General features: G+C 61.2%; 15 protein-coding genes. 13 read left to right on the plus strand and 2 right to left on the minus strand.

Annotated features, from left to right (window positions below):
• The first annotated feature begins 1 nt into the window (after position 1).
• Complete coding sequence (locus ACA079_RS13915; RefSeq protein WP_497703955.1) at positions 2 to 1,264, plus strand: HAMP domain-containing sensor histidine kinase; 1,263 nt, start codon at positions 2 to 4, stop codon at positions 1,262 to 1,264.
• The gene (locus ACA079_RS13920) at positions 1,261 to 1,899 is read left to right on the plus strand and encodes a response regulator transcription factor (protein WP_497703956.1); all 639 of its coding nucleotides are present in this window, start codon (positions 1,261 to 1,263) and stop codon (positions 1,897 to 1,899) included. Before ACA079_RS13915 ends, ACA079_RS13920 begins: the two co-directional genes overlap by 4 nt.
• Before the next feature lie 746 nt (positions 1,900 to 2,645).
• Here ACA079_RS13920 and ACA079_RS13925 read toward each other — a convergent pair.
• Together ACA079_RS13925 and exaA are read right to left on the minus strand one after the other, a co-directional pair.
• Positions 2,646 to 3,293 carry a pentapeptide repeat-containing protein gene (locus tag ACA079_RS13925; protein WP_497703957.1) on the minus strand — a complete coding sequence of 216 codons (648 nt, stop codon included), beginning with the start codon at positions 3,291 to 3,293 and terminating at the stop codon, positions 2,646 to 2,648.
• Between the two features lie 152 nt (positions 3,294 to 3,445).
• A complete protein-coding gene (gene exaA, locus ACA079_RS13930) occupies positions 3,446 to 5,338 on the minus strand; it encodes a quinoprotein ethanol dehydrogenase (protein WP_497703958.1) in 1,893 nt (630 codons plus the stop codon).
• Positions 5,339 to 5,592: 254 nt separating this feature from the next.
• Between exaA and pedF the strand changes: the two genes are divergently transcribed.
• The 11 genes from pedF (at position 5,593) to pqqE (ending at position 16,031) form a co-directional block, all read left to right on the plus strand.
• Entirely contained in the window at positions 5,593 to 6,054 is a 462-nt protein-coding gene (pedF, locus tag ACA079_RS13935; RefSeq protein ID WP_497703959.1) for a cytochrome c-550 PedF, read from the plus strand.
• A gap of 3 nt (positions 6,055 to 6,057) precedes the next feature.
• The gene (locus ACA079_RS13940) at positions 6,058 to 6,933 is read left to right on the plus strand and encodes a substrate-binding periplasmic protein (RefSeq protein ID WP_497703960.1); all 876 of its coding nucleotides are present in this window, start codon (positions 6,058 to 6,060) and stop codon (positions 6,931 to 6,933) included.
• Positions 6,933 to 7,694 carry a quinoprotein dehydrogenase-associated SoxYZ-like carrier gene (locus ACA079_RS13945; protein ID WP_497703961.1) on the plus strand — a complete coding sequence of 254 codons (762 nt, stop codon included), beginning with the start codon at positions 6,933 to 6,935 and terminating at the stop codon, positions 7,692 to 7,694. The genes ACA079_RS13940 and ACA079_RS13945 overlap by 1 nt, the downstream gene beginning before the upstream one ends.
• 16 nt (positions 7,695 to 7,710) lie before the next feature.
• A complete protein-coding gene (locus ACA079_RS13950; protein WP_497703962.1) occupies positions 7,711 to 8,649 on the plus strand; it encodes a quinoprotein relay system zinc metallohydrolase 1 in 939 nt (312 codons plus the stop codon).
• Between the two features lie 276 nt (positions 8,650 to 8,925).
• The gene (locus ACA079_RS13955; protein ID WP_497703963.1) at positions 8,926 to 10,701 is read left to right on the plus strand and encodes a PQQ-dependent methanol/ethanol family dehydrogenase; all 1,776 of its coding nucleotides are present in this window, start codon (positions 8,926 to 8,928) and stop codon (positions 10,699 to 10,701) included.
• Between the two features lie 223 nt (positions 10,702 to 10,924).
• Positions 10,925 to 12,445, plus strand: a complete 1,521-nt coding sequence (gene exaC, locus ACA079_RS13960; RefSeq protein ID WP_497273262.1) for an acetaldehyde dehydrogenase ExaC — start codon at positions 10,925 to 10,927, stop codon at positions 12,443 to 12,445.
• Between the two features lie 256 nt (positions 12,446 to 12,701).
• Complete coding sequence (gene pqqA, locus ACA079_RS13965) at positions 12,702 to 12,773, plus strand: pyrroloquinoline quinone precursor peptide PqqA (protein ID WP_003253598.1); 72 nt, start codon at positions 12,702 to 12,704, stop codon at positions 12,771 to 12,773.
• A 55-nt stretch (positions 12,774 to 12,828) separates the two neighbouring features.
• Positions 12,829 to 13,743, plus strand: a complete 915-nt coding sequence (gene pqqB / locus ACA079_RS13970; protein WP_497703964.1) for a pyrroloquinoline quinone biosynthesis protein PqqB — start codon at positions 12,829 to 12,831, stop codon at positions 13,741 to 13,743.
• 146 nt (positions 13,744 to 13,889) lie between these two features.
• Entirely contained in the window at positions 13,890 to 14,642 is a 753-nt protein-coding gene (pqqC, locus tag ACA079_RS13975; protein ID WP_497703965.1) for a pyrroloquinoline-quinone synthase PqqC, read from the plus strand.
• Entirely contained in the window at positions 14,639 to 14,911 is a 273-nt protein-coding gene (pqqD, locus tag ACA079_RS13980) for a pyrroloquinoline quinone biosynthesis peptide chaperone PqqD (protein WP_497703966.1), read from the plus strand. The genes pqqC and pqqD overlap by 4 nt, the downstream gene beginning before the upstream one ends.
• Positions 14,889 to 16,031 (plus strand): pyrroloquinoline quinone biosynthesis protein PqqE, encoded by a 1,143-nt coding sequence (gene pqqE, locus ACA079_RS13985; RefSeq protein WP_497703967.1) that lies wholly within the window; start codon positions 14,889 to 14,891, stop codon positions 16,029 to 16,031. The genes pqqD and pqqE overlap by 23 nt, the downstream gene beginning before the upstream one ends.
• Positions 16,032 to 16,058 lie beyond the last annotated feature (27 nt).

The raw sequence follows: 16,058 nt of genomic DNA on the forward strand, positions 1-16,058 counted from the left end.
CGTGTCGGCCCTGTGGCGGATAAACCTCTGGGTCTGCGGATTTTTTGCCCTGGTCACCTTGGCGTGCATGGGATTGCTGGTGCACCAGGCACTGGCGGATGTGGAGCGTGAGCTGCAATCCGCCGAAGCGGTGGTCGAGTACCTGAGCGAAACCGCCGAGCGTGACCCCGCCAGTCTGCAACCGCGGCTGACGGGCAGCTTGCGCCACGTTCGGGTGCGCTGGCTTGAACGTGGCGAGGCGGCACGGCTGCCGGTTCAGGATGGGCTCGACGCCTGGCTCGGGCGTTTGTTGTTTGCCGAAGCCCGGCACAGCGCCCGGGTGCTGGATTTGCAGGATGGCCGGCGTGTACAGATCGCGGTCGATCCGCGAGATGAAATCGACGAAGTCTGGGATTCCCTGCAACAGCTGCTGAGCCTGTGCGGCCTGGCGTTGTTGTTGAGCCTGTTGACCATCCGCTGGGCCGTGCGCCGGGGCATGGGCCTGCTCGATGAATTGTTGCGCGCGTTGCAACAGGTCTCCGGTGGGCAGCTCAAGGTGCGATTGCGCGCTGAAGGCGTGCCGGAGGCGCGGCAACTGGCGGTGCATTTCAACCAGATGACCGCGGCGTTGGAGCAGGCTTGCGCCGACAAGACCCAACTGACTCAGACGTTATTGGCGGTGCAGGAGCAGGAACGCACCCATCTGGCGCAGACCCTGCACGATGACCTCGGCCAATACCTGGCGGGCATTCGCGCCCAGGCCTGTCTGTTGCGGCTGGTGGCCGATCAACCGGTGGTGGTGGAACGTACGGTGCGCGAGCTCGAGCACAACTGCGAACATCTGCAACAGGGCTTCCGGGCGCTGGTTCACGACCTCTATCCGGTGGTGTTGCAACACCTGCCGCTGGCCGAAGCCTTCGGTTTGCTGGTGGAGCAATGGCAGGGCCGGCAGGGCATCGATTGCCAATTACGGGTCAGCGCGCAGTTACCGCCGCTGTCCGCACCGAACAAGACCCATTTCTATCGCTTGCTGCAGGAAGCCCTGACTAACGTCGCCCGGCACGCCGAGGCCAGCCAGGTGCGGGTTCGCCTGCAACACCACGGCGGGCGTTTGCGCTTGCTGGTTCGCGATAACGGACGTGGCGCGCAACAGCCGCAACGGCCGGGTGTCGGTTTGTATTCGATGTTCGAACGTGCGCGCAGCCTGGGCGGCGAGTTGCGGATCATCAGTCACCCCGGCGCCGGTTGGGCGCTGACGTTGAGCATGCCTTTGGAGGCGTCATGAATATTCTGTTGGTCGATGACCATGCGGTGGTCCGTCAGGGCTATGCCAGTCTGCTTCGGGCGCTATTGCCTGCGATGGAGGTGCGTGAAGCGGCGACTGGCGAGGAGGCGCTGACAAGGGTTCAGGAAGCGGTGCCGAATCTGGTGATCATGGATTTCGGGCTGCCGGGGATCAGTGGCCTGGAGACTACGCGCCGATTGCGTCAGCGCTTGCCGCAACTGCGGGTGTTGTTTTTCAGCATGCATGATGAACTGCCTTTGGTGCGCCAGGCGCTGGACGCCGGGGCTTCGGGGTATCTAACTAAAAGTTCGGCGCCGGAAGTGTTGATTGAGGCCGTGCAGCGCATCCTCGCTGGTCATGCGTACATCGAACAGCCTCTGGCCACTCAACTGGCGTGCCATCCGCAACAGGACGCCAGCGATCCGCGTTTGCAGAGCATGACTCAGCGTGAGCTGGAGATTTTTGTGATGTTGGCTAAAGGGACTCCGGCGCGGGTGATAGCTGAGCAGTTGAGCATTAGCAGCAAGACCGTCTCTAATCACCTGACGTTGCTCAAGAGTAAGTTGCAGGTGACGTCTCACACTGAGCTGGTGCATTTGGGGATTGATATGGGGGTGGTGCGGGTGGCGAGTTGAGTAGGATGTTGTTTTGTGTGCATATCCATTTCTGCGGTAACGGCTGCTGGCGGTTCCGCTCTTACAGCGGGTCACTTTCGAAAAGCGCGAAAGTAACCAAAGCGCTCTTGCCCCTTTCGTTCGGCCCTTCGCCTAGGCTCAGGGTGCCCTCGCTCCGGTCCTGCTCCGTGGGCCCGCCGCCATCGGCCATCCATGGCCGGGGGCGGCTAACCCGGCATCCATGCCGGGTTGCCCACTGCGCAGAACCTCCTCTCGGCCTCTCGAGGGGGCGGTGCGTCAAGATCAAAAGATCGCAGCCTTCGGCAGCTCCTACAGAGCATGCGTATTTCCCTGTAGGAGCTGTCGAGCGAAGCGAGGCTGCGATCTTTTGATCTTGCCGTTGCTTTGCTTTGGCTTCAGATCTGCCGCCCCTTTCCCAGAGGCCGAACGCAGGCGTTGCGCAGGGGGCACCGCGGCAAGGATGCCGCGGTAGCCCCGCCCCCGGCCATGGATGGCCGATGGCGGCGGGCCCCCGGAGCAATGCCGGAGTGAGGGCATGCCGAGCCTAAGCGAGGCACCGAATGGCGGGGCAGAAGCGCTTTGGTTACTTTCGCGCTTTTCGAAAGTGACTCGCTGTAAAAGCGAAACCGCCAGTCGCCATGACCCCAGAAACGGATATGTACACCATCAAAAAAAAACGTCGCCTGACACGCAGCCATCGCGAGCAAGCTCGCTCCCACAGGGTTATGTGTCAGCCGGTGGGTGAATCACTTATCCCAACTCGTCGGGCAACCGGTACACCCCTCCATATTCGCATCCTGAAAATTCGCATAATGTTGCCGCGCACCGCTCAAGTTGGCCTGTTCCAAATTGCTTTCCCCAAACTTGGCCTCCTGCAGATTGGCATCACTGAGGTTGGCCCCCTTGAGATCGGCCTTGCTCAGCCAGGTCATCTCCAGATCCGCAGCCCGCAGATTGGCGTTGTGCAATTTGGCCCCGGACAGGCGAGCGAATTGCAGATAAGCGCCACTGAGGTTGGCGTCTTGAAATTGCGCACCCTGGGCGAACATCCCCCAGCCCTGAATCGCCATCAACGTCGCACCGGTGAAGTCGGCCAAACGCAGGTTGCTTTGTTGCAGGCTGGCGCGGGTCAGGTTGGCGCCTTGCAATTGGGCCTTTTCCAGGTTGGCGAGGTCGAGTCGGGCGTGGCGCAGGTCGGCATCACGCAGGTCGGCGCCGCTGAGGTTCATGCTGCGCAAGTCCTGATTGCTCAGGTTGGCGCCTTTGAGGTTGGCGCCTGGGCATTGGCTGTGTTCGGCGAGGGTGCAGCCGTTGATGATTAGCGGGGTGTCTTCGCCGTCGTCGGCGTAAGCGGGGGGAAAGGCCAAGAGCAGCAAAAAAGGCAGGTATTTCATCACGAGACCTCTAAATGGGCATGGATACGGCTTCACGTAGCAGCTGTCGAGTGAAACGAGGCTGCGTTGACGGTGTGCCTGACACACCGCTAACGCAGCCTCGCCGGGGCTCGACAGCTGCTACGTGAGTCGTATCAGCAAGGTAGGTGGCGTTACTTCTGCGCCGTTTTGTTATCCCAGCTCGGGATCTTGAACACCCAGAACGACCCGCCCTGAGCCACCGGTTTGGTCAGCTCGGCCATGTCGCCGCCCCACAACGGCACCGCGCCGCCATAACCGACGGTCACGCCGACGTACTGCTCGCCATCCTGTTCCCAAGTGATCGGCGGCGAGACGATGCCGCTGCCGGTCTGGAACTTCCACAGCTCCGCGCCGGTTTTCGCATCGAAGGCCTTGAGGAAACCGTCGCCGGTACCGGTGAACACCAGGTTGCCCTTGGTCGCCAACACACCCGCCCACAATGGCAGCGCCTCCTTGTGCTCCCAGACCACTTTGCCGGTGGTGGGGTTCATGGCGCGCAGGCTGCCGACGTGATCGTCGTACATGCGCTTGATGCGGAAACCCATGCCCAGATAGGCCGAGCCTTTCTTGTAGTTGACCTCTTCGGTCCAGTACTCCTCTTTCCACTGGTTGCCCGGAATGTAGAACAGCCCGGTGTCCTGGCTGTAGGCCATCGGGTTCCAATTCTTGCCTCCGAGGAACGGCGGCGAGACTTCCACCGACTTGCCTTTGGTCTCGCCCGGCAACGGTTTGGCCGGACGCTGACCCGGATTCTCCACCGGCTTGCCGGTCTTGAGGTCGATGTGGCTGGCCCAGGTGATGTTGTCAACGAACGGGAATGCGTTCTGCAATTTGCCGTTGTTGCGATCCACCACGTAAAAGAAGCCGTTACGGTCCGCATGGCCGGTGGCCTTGACCGTTTTGCCGTCCTTGTCCTTGTAATCGAACAGCACCAGCTCGTTGTTGCCGGAGAAATCCCAGGCATCGTTCGGGGTGTGCTGGTAGAACCATTTCACCACGCCAGTGCTCGGATCGACGCCGACCTGGCCCGAGGTGTAGAGGCTGTCGTAATCGTGAGGATTGCCGTCCTTGGAAGTACGAGCCCAGGTGTTCCACGGGCCGGGGTTGCCGGCGCCGACAATGATGGTGTTGGTTTCAGGATCGAAACTGGCGCTCTGCCAAGGCGCGCCGCCGCCGTGACTCCAGGCCTCGACCTTGCCGGTTTCGGTGGTCGGATCATCCGGCCAGGACGGCGCCTTGACGTCGCCGGTCGTGGTGCTGTCCTTGCCGTTCAAACGGCCCATATGACCCTCGACGAAGGGCCGCATCCAGACTTCTTCGCCGGTGTCCGGATCGCGGGCGAAGAGCTGCCCGACCACGCCGAACTCATCACCGGAGCTGCCGTGAATCAGCAGCACCTTGCCGGTGGTTTTGTCTTTGATCAGCACCGGGGCGCCGGTCATGGTGTAGCCGGCGGCGTGGTCACCGAATTTCTTGTTCCACACCACTTTGCCGGTGTTCTTGTCCAGGGCGATCAGCCGCGCATCGAGGGTGCCGAAGTAGATTTTGTCGCCGAAGATCGCCGCGCCGCGATTCACGACGTCGCAGCACGGACGAATGTTGTCCGGCAGGCGATGGTTGTACGTCCACAGGCGTTTGCCGGTCTTGGCGTCCAGGGCAAAGACCCGCGAATAGGAACCGGTGACGTAGACCACACCGTCGCTGACGATGGCCTGGGATTCCTGGCCGCGTTGCTTCTCATCGCCGAAAGAATAGGACCAGGCCGGGGTCAGCTTGAATACGTTTTTGTCGTTGACCTGGGCCAACGGGCTCCAGCGTTGCGCGTTGGTGCCCATGCCGTATTGCAGCACGTCCTTGGTGGTCAGGTGATCGTTGGCAATGTCTTCCCAACTCACATTGCGGGTCGGGGTGGCCGGTGCCGTCGCGCCGTAGCTGACAGCACTCAGGGACAGGCTGCCCACCAGCAGAAAAGCCTGCACGGCGATAGACAGAGGGGAAAGGGCGGGTAGCGATCTTATTGTCATGGTTGCAGTTCCCAGTGGAGGTTTTGGCCTGCACAGGGTGGTGCGCCCAGGGTGTTGGCGGATACGGAAAAAGTCCCGCTGTTGCCGGGAATACTTCCCGTACGGCACCTGATTTAGGTGTGCGCCACAAGCTCTACTACCAAGGAACTAGACGGCGGCCACCAAAGCAGCATGGGGCTTGCGCGAAGCCCTTCCTAAGATGGGTGCCATAGCCTCTCCAGAGAGGTTTTGCGTGCAATCAAGAGGGCATAACAATGACAACAAAACGCAACGCCTTACTCGTTGCCGGTCTGCTGGCCGGCTTTATCAGCGCAGGTTCCGTCTGGGCCCACGGTAACGTGGTCCCCCAGGCTGTTGCCACCCCGGGCCTGACCCCGATCAAGGACGCCGGCGTGCAGGTTGATGCCGACGGTTGGGCATCGGTGAACCCTTACCGCGCCTCGCCGGAACATGATAAGGCCGTGGAAATCGGCTCTTCGGCGTACAACCAGAACTGTGCGGCCTGTCATGGCCTGGAAGCCAAATCCGGCGGCATCGCCCCTGATTTGCGCATGCTCGATGTCGCCGAGGCGGGTGATGAATGGTTCGTCGAACGCGTGCGCCACGGCGCCGTGCGTGACGGCCGGGTCTACATGCCGAAGATGGCCGACTACCTGAGCCAGGAAGCCTTGTGGGCGGTACGCACTTACCTGGACAGTGTTCACGTCGAGGAGTAATCCATGCGCCTGCTCGCTGTGTTGATCAGTGCTGTGTTGCTGTGCTGCCAGGCAGTGCAGGCGCAGGTCCGTACCTATGACGAAATGATCGCCGCCAGGGAACTCAAAGTAGCGGTCTACAAGGACTTCGCCCCCTACAGTTTTGAAGACGCCGGCCAGGCCCGTGGCGTTGATGTCGAGCTCGCCGAGGCGTTGGCCAAGGCTCTCGGCGTGCGGCTGACGTTGATTTGGGCGCCGGCCGGCGAGAAGCTCGATGACGACCTGCGCGATTACATCTGGCGTGCCAGTCAGTTACACGATCTGCAACTGGCCGACCTGATGATGCGTGTGCCGTACGATCGCGACTACGCGCAAAAACGCAATGAAGTGGGTGAGCTGGAAAACGGCCATGTGGTGATGTTCGGGCCGTACCAGAACGAACAATGGCAGGTCGCCTATGACCGCCGTCGGCTGGACAAGGTCGGTAGCGTCGCCGTGTTCGAGCACCACCCGATCGGCGTCGAAGTCGACAGCGTGCCGTCGTTCTACCTGACTTCGGTGTTCAACGGCATGCTCGCCGGTAAAACCCACCACTATCCCGGTGTACCTCAAGCGTTCGCGGCCATGAAGGCCGGTGAAGTCGATGCGGTCATGGCCATGCGCGGCGAGATCGACTGGCAAGTGCATGAAGCGGCCGACCCGCAAGTGGCACTGGCGGAAAACGCCTACCCGAACATGGGCAAGCAGCTTTGGGAGATCGGCATGGCGGTGCATGAAAGCAACCGTCAACTGGCCTATGCGGTGGAAGAAGCACTGGAAGCCTTGATCCGCGAGGGCGCTGTCAAAACCATTTATGGCCATTACGGCCTGCGCTATGACGTGCCCGAGATGTATCAATAGTGAACTGGCGAGTGGGTTGTCTGTTGGCCTGCTGGTTACCCATCGCCGCGCACGCCGTGGACATCGACCCGGGCAAAGACACGGTGCCCTCGGTGATGTGGGCCTTCTATCACAAGCAAATGCTCGGCGATGCGCCGTTCGTGTTCGACGAGCGGGTCAAGCTGCTGGCGCCGCCGTTCGCCGAAGACGCCCGGCAAGTGCCGCTGGAAATCGACGCGCGAGCGTTCAAGGGCGAGGTGGTGAAAATCCTCGCCTGGGCAGAACTCAACCCCTTGCCGAAAATTGTCGATTTTCAGCCGCTGGACCGGGTGCTGCCGTGGCTGTCGATCCGCATCCGTATCGAGCAGGCCACGCCGTTGCGCGCGGCGGTACTGACCCGCGATGGGGTCTGGCATATCGGCTCGACCCTGATCGATGCGGCCGGCGGCGGTTGCACGGCGCCGAGTGTGGTGCGCACTCAGCCGGGCTGGGAAGAGCACATCGGCGAAGTGCTGGGTGGTCGTTATCCCCGTGGCGAATTCAGTCGTGTGCGCTTGCAGGTGGCGCACCCGATGGACAACGGCATGGTCAGCGGCATCCCGGAATTCTTCATCAACCATGCCGAACTGCGGGATCAGAACGATCAGCTGTTGGCCCGTCTGGAGCTGTTTCCCGCTGTCAGCGAAAACCCCAACCTGGCCTTCGATATCGAAGGGGCAGGGCAGACGCGCCTGATGCTGCGCGACAACAGCGGCAATCAATTCGATGCGGCCATACCCTGACCCAAAGGAGCGCGTGATGCGCTGGATGCTGCTGTTGTTCATCGGTTTGAGCCTGCCGGCCCTGGCCGAACTCGACTACTCACTCAAGCCCCGACAGATCGCCGAAGACACCTGGCTGCTGGAAGGCAGCACCGACAATTTCGCCAAGGCCAACGGCGGCAACATCGTCAACACTGCGTTCATCGTCACCGAGCAGGGTGTGGTGGTGATCGACACCGGGCCGTCGAAACGCTATGGCGAAGCGATGCGCAAGGCGATTGCCGCGATCACCGACAAACCGGTGATCGAGGTGTTGCTGACCCATCATCATCCTGATCATGTGCTCGGCAACCAGGCCTTCACTGACGTGCCGATTGGTGCACTGGCCGGCACCTCCGAGCTGTTGCATCAGCAGGGCGATGCCATGGCCGAGAACATGTATCGCCTGGTGGGCGACTGGATGCGCGGCACCGAAGTGGTGTTGCCGACCCGGACGCTGACACCCGGCGTGAGAAGTTTTGGGGATCACGATCTGCGTCTGCTGGGCCTGGGTGGGCACACGGGCGCGGATCTGGCTATTCTCGACCAGAAAACCGGTGTGTTGTTTGCCGGGGATCTGGTGTTTTACCAACGGGCGCTGACCACGCCCAACAGTCCGGGTTTGGCGGTGTGGCTGGCGGACATTGCCACCCTTCAAGGCTTGCCCTGGACGCTGATCGTCCCCGGTCACGGCCCCGTGGCCAGCGATCGACAGCCGTTCGATCAAATGCGCGACTACCTGACCTGGCTCGATCAGCTCATGCGCGATGGCGCCGCCAACGGCAGCGACATGGCCGAGATGATCCGCAGCCCCATCCCCGAGCGTTTCGCCGGCATCAGCCTGAGTCGTTACGAACTGATCCGCAGCGTCAGCCATCTGTATCCACGTTACGAACGCGCACAAATGACCCGCGTCGATTCCGCCGCGCAAAAGTGAGCAACACAACCCCCCTGTGGGAGCGAGCTTGCTCGCGATGAGGCCCTCACATTCAGCATTGATGTCGGCTGATACACCGCCATCGCGAGCAAGCTCGCTCCCACAGGGGATCGGTGCGGACCACAGATTTGATTGTGTCCATCTCCTCCGACCCGGTACTAAGGAACTAGCAATCTCAGCACTGCGGGCAATTGTTCCAAGGGCGGCGGCGGCCAAGAATCTGCACCAGACCGGGAAAATTTCCCGGGTATAACAAAAACTGCAGAGGTAGCCGTCATGACCCAACCCGCACGTCGCCAACCCTTCGTCTTGAGCGTGCTGCTCAGTGCCATGCTGTTGTCTGGCTCGGCATTGGCCGGCGTCACCGATCAAGACATCCTCCAGGATCCCAAGAACCCGGGGCAGATCGTCACCAACGGTCTGGGCGTCCAGGGTCAACGCTACAGCCCGCTGGACACGCTCAACGTCAACAACGTGAAGGACTTGCGGCCGGTCTGGGCATTCTCCTTCGGCGGTGAAAAACAACGCGGTCAGCAAGCACAGCCGATGATCAAGGACGGCGTGATGTACATGACCGGTTCCTACTCGCGGGTGTTTGCGGTGGATGCGCGCACCGGCAAGAAACTCTGGCAATACGATGCGCGCCTGCCCGATGACATCCGTCCTTGCTGTGACGTGATCAACCGTGGTGTCGCGCTGTACGGCGACCTGGTGATTTTCGGCACCCTCGACGCCAAGCTCGTGGCCCTGAACAAGGACACCGGCAAAGTCGTCTGGAGCAAGAAAGTCGCCGACCACAAGGAAGGCTATTCCATCAGCGCCGCGCCGTTGGTGATCAACGGCAAACTGATCACCGGTGTTGCCGGTGGCGAGTTCGGGGTGGTCGGCAAAATCGAAGCCTACGACCCGAAAAACGGCGACCTGTTGTGGACCCGTCCAACCGTAGAAGGCCACATGGGCTACACCTACAAGGACGGCAAAGCGGTAGAGAACGGCATCTCCGGCGGCGAAGCGGGCAAGACCTGGCCCGGCGATCTCTGGAAAACCGGCGGCGCCGCCCCTTGGCTGGGCGGTTACTACGACCCGGAAACCAATCTGTTGCTGTTCGGCACCGGTAACCCGGCGCCGTGGAACTCGCACCTGCGTCCTGGCGACAACCTCTACTCGTCTTCGCGCCTGGCGCTCAATCCAGATGACGGCACCATCAAATGGCACTTCCAGAGCACGCCTCACGACGGTTGGGACTATGACGGCGTAAACGAGCTGGTCTCGTTCAACTACACCGAAGGCGGCAAAGAGATCAAAGCCGCCGCGACCGCTGACCGTAACGGTTTCTTCTACGTGCTGGACCGCACCAACGGCAAATTCATTCGCGGCTTCCCGTTCGTGGACAAGATCACCTGGGCCACCGGCCTGGATAAAGAAGGCCGGCCGATCTACAACGAAGCCAGCCGCCCAGGCGCGCCAGGCACCGAAGCCAAAGGCAGTTCGGTATTCGTAGCCCCGGCGTTCCTCGGCGCGAAAAACTGGATGCCGATGGCCTACAACAAGGACACGGGACTGTTCTATGTGCCGTCCAACGAATGGGGCATGGACATCTGGAACGAAGGCATCGCCTACAAGAAAGGCGCGGCGTTCCTCGGTGCCGGTTTCACCATCAAACCGCTGAACGAAGACTACATCGGCGTGCTGCGCGCCATCGACCCGAAAACCGGCAAGGAAGTCTGGCGCCACAAAAACTACGCGCCGCTGTGGGGCGGAGTACTGACCACCAAGGGCAACCTGGTGTTCACCGGCACGCCGGAAGGTTTCCTGCAGGCATTCAATGCCAAGACCGGCGAGAAAGTCTGGGAATTCCAGACCGGCTCCGGCGTACTCGGCTCGCCTGTGACTTGGGAAATGGATGGTGAACAGTACGTATCGGTACTGTCTGGTTGGGGTGGTGCTGTTCCTCTCTGGGGCGGCGAAGTGGCCAAGCGCATCAAGGATTTCAACCAGGGTGGCATGCTTTGGACCTTCAAGCTGCCGAAAGACCTGGTGGCCAAACACTGATCGAATGCCTGCATCAAACCTGTAGGAGCAAAGCTTGCTCGCGATGAACTCACCGCGTTTTGACTGAATCACCGCGGCGCCTCAATCGCGAGCAAGCTCAGCTCCTACTACCAAATAACGAGAGTCCTCCTGCCAACGGCGCATTCGTCTGACGCGCAGGGCTCTCTACTATCGGTTCATCGCCTGTTTGCCCGACAGGCATCGACCCAGACAGAGGCCCACCATGATTTACGCACAACCTGGTACACCTGGCGCCGTCGTTACGTTTAAACCGCGCTATGGCAATTTCATCGGCGGCGAGTTCGTCGCCCCGGTCAATGGTGAGTACTTCACCAACTCTTCGCCGGTCACCGGTGAAGTGATCGCCGAATTCCCTCGCTCCAGTGCCGCTGACATCGAAAAAGCCCTCGACGCAGCGCATGCCGCCGCCGATGCCTGGGGCAAAACCTCAGCGCAGGACCGCTCCCTGGTGCTGCTTAAAATCGCCGACCGCATCGAACAGAACCTCGAAATCCTCGCCGTCACCGAAACCTGGGACAACGGCAAAGCCGTGCGCGAAACCCTGAATGCCGACGTGCCGCTGGCCGCCGACCATTTCCGTTACTTCGCCGGTTGCATCCGCGCTCAAGAGGGCGGTGCCGCCGAGATCAATGAGCTGACCACCGCCTATCACTTCCACGAGCCGTTGGGCGTGGTCGGTCAGATCATTCCGTGGAACTTCCCGCTGCTGATGGCCGCCTGGAAACTCGCCCCGGCCCTGGCCGCCGGTAACTGCGTGGTACTCAAACCCGCCGAGCAGACCCCGCTGTCGATCATGGTCTTCGCTGAGCTGATCGCCGACTTGCTGCCACCTGGCGTGCTGAACATTGTTCAGGGTTTCGGTCGCGAAGCCGGTGAGGCGCTGGCCACCAGCAAGCGCATCGCCAAGATCGCCTTCACCGGTTCCACCCCGATTGGCGCGCACATCATGAAATGCGCGGCCGAGAACATCATTCCGAGCACTGTCGAACTGGGCGGCAAGTCGCCGAACATTTTCTTCGAAGACATCATGCAAGCCGAGCCGCAGTTCATCGAGAAGGCCGCCGAAGGTCTGGTGCTGGCGTTCTTCAACCAGGGCGAAGTCTGCACCTGTCCATCGCGAGCGCTGGTGCAGGAGTCGATCTACGACGACTTCATGAAAGTGGTGATGAAGAAGATCGTCAAGATCAAGCGCGGCAACCCGCTGGACACCGAAACCATGGTCGGCGCCCAGGCGTCCGAGCAGCAATACGACAAGATCCTCTCGTACCTGAAAATCGCTCAGGATGAGGGCGCCGAGCTGCTCACCGGCGGCGCGGCCGAGCGTCTTGAGGGCGACTTGTCGACGGGTTATTACATCCAGCCGACCCTGCTCAAGGGCCACAACAAAATGCGCGTGTTCCAGGAAGAAATCTTCGGCCCGGTGGTGGGTATCACCACCTTCAAGGACGAAGCCGAAGCCCTGGCGATTGCCAACGACAGCGAGTTCGGCCTCGGTGCCGGCCTGTGGACCCGCGACATCAACCGTGCCTACCGCATGGGCCGGGCGATCAAGGCCGGGCGTGTCTGGACCAACTGCTACCACCTGTACCCGGCCCACGCCGCGTTCGGTGGTTACAAGAAATCCGGTGTCGGCCGTGAAAACCACAAGATGATGCTCGACCACTATCAGCAGACCAAAAACCTGCTGGTGAGCTACGACATCAATCCGATGGGGTTCTTCTAACCCGTAAGAACACCGCAAAACCCTGTGGGAGCGAGCTTGCTCGCGATGAGGCCAGTACATTCAACATTGATGTTGACTGTCACGCCGCCATCGCGAGCAAGCTCGCTCCCACATTGGTTTTGTGTGTACTAAAAACCGCGCAACACCCCCTACCAATGCACGCCGCCACCTCGTTCGAAAGTAGCATTCGGGTGCCTGGCGCCCCGTGCATTAATGGCTTTACCGGAATCGTCCGGCATAAGAAGAGGATTGACCCATGTGGACTAAACCCGCGTTTACCGACCTGCGCATTGGCTTCGAAGTGACGATGTATTTCGCCAACCGCTGATTGTTCACCCGGCCAGCCGTTACGTTGGCCGGGCCTGCCTTCTGGAGCATTGCCCATGCACATTCGCGTTCTCGGATCCGCCGCTGGCGGTGGTTTTCCGCAATGGAATTGCAACTGCCGCCAGTGCGCCGCGATGCGCAATGGCAGCCTGCGGGCCCAACGGCGTACCCAGTCCTCGATTGCCCTGAGCGACAACGGTGTGGATTGGGTGCTGTGCAATGCTTCACCGGACATTCGCGCGCAACTCGAGAGTTTCGCGCCGCTGCAACCGGCACGCCGGGTACGGGATACTGCGATTGCCGGCGTCGTCCTGATGGACAGCCAGATCGATCATTGCACCGGCCTGTTGAGCCTTCGCGAAGGTTGCCCGCATCAGGTCTGGTGCACCGAACGGGTCCATGAAGACCTGAGCAGCGGCTTCCCGTTGTTCACCATGCTCAAACACTGGAACGGCGGGTTGCAGTGGCAACCGGTCGGGCTCGACCGCGAGCCCTTCAGCATTCCGGCTTGCGCGCACCTGCGATTTCGCGCGATCCCCTTGGTCAGCAACGCACCGCCGTACTCGCCCAATCGCGGCAATCCGCAGCTGGGCGACACCATCGGCTTGTTTATCGAAGACCGGCGCAGCGGCGCTTCGCTGTTCTACGCGCCGGGCCTGGGACAGGTCGACGACGAGGTTCTGAGCTGGATGCAACGCGCCGATTGCCTGTTGCTGGACGGCACCTTGTGGCGCGACGACGAGATGCGAGTCTGCGAAGTCGGCCAGAACCTGGGCAGTGAAATGGGTCACCTGTCACAAAGCGGCCCTGGCGGCATGATCGAGATCCTTGAAGGCTTCACTCGCCAGCGCAAGGTGCTGATCCACATCAACAACACCAACCCGATCCTCGATGAAGACTCGGCCGAGCGGGCGCTGCTGGAGCGGCGCGGGATCGAAGTGGCGTTTGACGGCATGAGTATTGAGCTGTAGCGGATGGCCCCATCGCGAGCAAGCTCGGCTCCCACAGGGGATTGTTGGTGTACACAAAATCTATGCTCACACCGGACTACTGTGGGAGCCGAGCTTGCTCGCGATGAGGCCAGACCAGACACAGCAGAGTTTCCAGGAGAACCGCAATGACTGACAAAGCAATGTCCCCAGCCGAATTCGAAGCGGCCCTGCGCGCCAAAGGCGCCTATTACCACATCCATCATCCATTCCACCAAGCCATGTACGCCGGCCGATCAACCCGCGAGCAGATTCAAGGCTGGGTCGCCAATCGCTTCTACTATCAGGTGAACATCCCCCTGAAGGACGCCGCGATTCTCGCCAACTGCCCGGACCGCGACGTGCGCCGGGAGTGGCTGCAACGGATTCTCGATCACGACGGTGCCCCCGGTAGCGAAGGCGGCATCGAAGCCTGGCTGCGGCTGGGCGAAGCGGTGGGGCTGGATCGCGAGCAAATCCTTTCACAGGAATTAGTGCTGCCCGGTGTCCGTTTCGCCGTGGACGCCTACGTCAATTTCGCCCGACGCGCCTGTTGGCAGGAAGCCGCCAGCAGTTCGCTGACCGAGCTGTTTGCGCCACACATCCACCAATCCCGGCTCGACGCCTGGCCGACTCATTACCCGTGGATCGACGCCGGCGGTTACGACTATTTCCGTACTCGCCTGATTCAGGCGCGACGGGATGTCGAGCATGGCTTGCGCATCACCCTGGCGCACTACGTCACGGTCGAAGGTCAGCAACGCATGCTGGAAATCCTGCAGTTCAAGCTCGACGTGCTGTGGAGCATGCTCGACGCCATGAGCATGGCCTACGAGCTGGCGCGCCCGCCGTATCACACCGTCACAACCGAGAACGTCTGGCACCGGGGGATCGCCCTGTGAGCCCGTTCAACCGCGAGCAATCACCGTCGCTGCGCCGGGGTTTTCGCCTGCAATGGGAGCCCCGTCAGGATTGCCACGTGCTGCTGTATCCCGAAGGCATGATCAAACTCAATGCCAGTGCCGGACAGATTCTCGATTTGGTGGATGGCCAGCGCAGCGTCGCGACCATCATTGATCAATTGTCCGCGAGTTTTCCCGGTGTGCCGGGGATCGACGAGGACGTGCTGGCATTTCTGGGGGTGGCCCATGCTCAATTCTGGATCGAGTGACTCGCGCCCGGGTCCGCCGCTGTGGCTGTTGGCGGAGTTGACCTATCGTTGCCCGCTGCAATGCCCGTATTGCTCCAACCCGCTGGACTTTGCCCAATCAGGCGAAGAGTTGAGCACCGAAGAGTGGATCCGGGTGTTCCGCGAAGCGCGGGAGATGGGCGCCGCGCAACTGGGCTTTTCCGGCGGCGAGCCGTTGGTTCGTCAGGACCTGGCCGAGCTGATCAAAGCCGCCCGGGACATGGGTTACTACACCAACCTGATCACCTCGGGCATCGGCCTGACCGAACAGAAAGTGCGCGATTTCAAGGTCGCGGGGCTGGACCATATCCAGATCAGCTTCCAGGCCGCCGACGAAGCGGTGAACAACATGCTCGCCGGCTCGCGCAAGGCCTTCGCCCAGAAACTCGCGATGGCCCGGGCGGTAAAGGCCCAGGGCTACCCGATGGTGCTGAACTTCGTCACCCATCGGCACAACATCGACCAGATCGCGAAGATCATTGACTTGTGCCTGGAGCTGGAAGCGGATTTCGTCGAATTGGCGACATGCCAGTTCTACGGCTGGGCCGAGCTCAACCGGGTTGGCCTGTTGCCCACGCGCGAACAATTGCAGCGCGCCGAGCGCATCACCAACGAATACCGCGAGCGTCTTGAAGCGCAGGGCCACCCGTGCAAGCTGATCTTCGTCACCCCGGATTACTACGAAGAGCGCCCCAAGACCTGCATGAACGGTTGGGCCAATCTGTTTCTCGACATCACCCCGGACGGTACGGCATTGCCTTGCCACAGCGCCCGCCAGTTGCCGGTGCAGTTTCCCAATGTGCGCGAGCACAGCATCGAGCACATCTGGACTGATTCTTTCGGTTTCAATCGCTTTCGTGGCGATGACTGGATGAAGGAGCCGTGCCGCTCCTGCGATGAAAAGCACAAGGACCTGGGCGGCTGCCGCTGCCAGGCATTCATGCTGACCGGAGATGCCGAAAATGCTGACCCGGTGTGCAGCAAGTCCCCGCACCACGGCGTGATTCTCAAGGCTCGCGAGGAAGCCGACGCGCCGGGGCTGGGAATGGAACACCTGACGTTGCGTAACGAGAAGGCTTCGCGACTGATCTATCGAGGGTGATCCCGGGGCTACCCATTGGTCTGATTG

Source organism: Pseudomonas sp. LBUM1645 (assembly GCF_059716185.1).

Coding starts and splice junctions, on each gene's coding strand:
- ACA079_RS13920 (WP_497703956.1), top strand. CDS start 1,261: ATGAATATTCTGTTGGTCGATGACCATGCGGTGGTCCGTCAGGGCTAT.
- ACA079_RS13950 (WP_497703962.1), top strand. CDS start 7,711: ATGCGCTGGATGCTGCTGTTGTTCATCGGTTTGAGCCTGCCGGCCCTG.
- ACA079_RS13925 (WP_497703957.1), bottom strand. CDS start 3,293: ATGAAATACCTGCCTTTTTTGCTGCTCTTGGCCTTTCCCCCCGCTTAC.
- exaC (WP_497273262.1), top strand. CDS start 10,925: ATGATTTACGCACAACCTGGTACACCTGGCGCCGTCGTTACGTTTAAA.
- pqqC (WP_497703965.1), top strand. CDS start 13,890: ATGACTGACAAAGCAATGTCCCCAGCCGAATTCGAAGCGGCCCTGCGC.
- exaA (WP_497703958.1), bottom strand. CDS start 5,338: ATGACAATAAGATCGCTACCCGCCCTTTCCCCTCTGTCTATCGCCGTG.
- ACA079_RS13940 (WP_497703960.1), top strand. CDS start 6,058: ATGCGCCTGCTCGCTGTGTTGATCAGTGCTGTGTTGCTGTGCTGCCAG.
- pqqE (WP_497703967.1), top strand. CDS start 14,889: ATGCTCAATTCTGGATCGAGTGACTCGCGCCCGGGTCCGCCGCTGTGG.
- pqqB (WP_497703964.1), top strand. CDS start 12,829: ATGCACATTCGCGTTCTCGGATCCGCCGCTGGCGGTGGTTTTCCGCAA.
- ACA079_RS13955 (WP_497703963.1), top strand. CDS start 8,926: ATGACCCAACCCGCACGTCGCCAACCCTTCGTCTTGAGCGTGCTGCTC.
- pedF (WP_497703959.1), top strand. CDS start 5,593: ATGACAACAAAACGCAACGCCTTACTCGTTGCCGGTCTGCTGGCCGGC.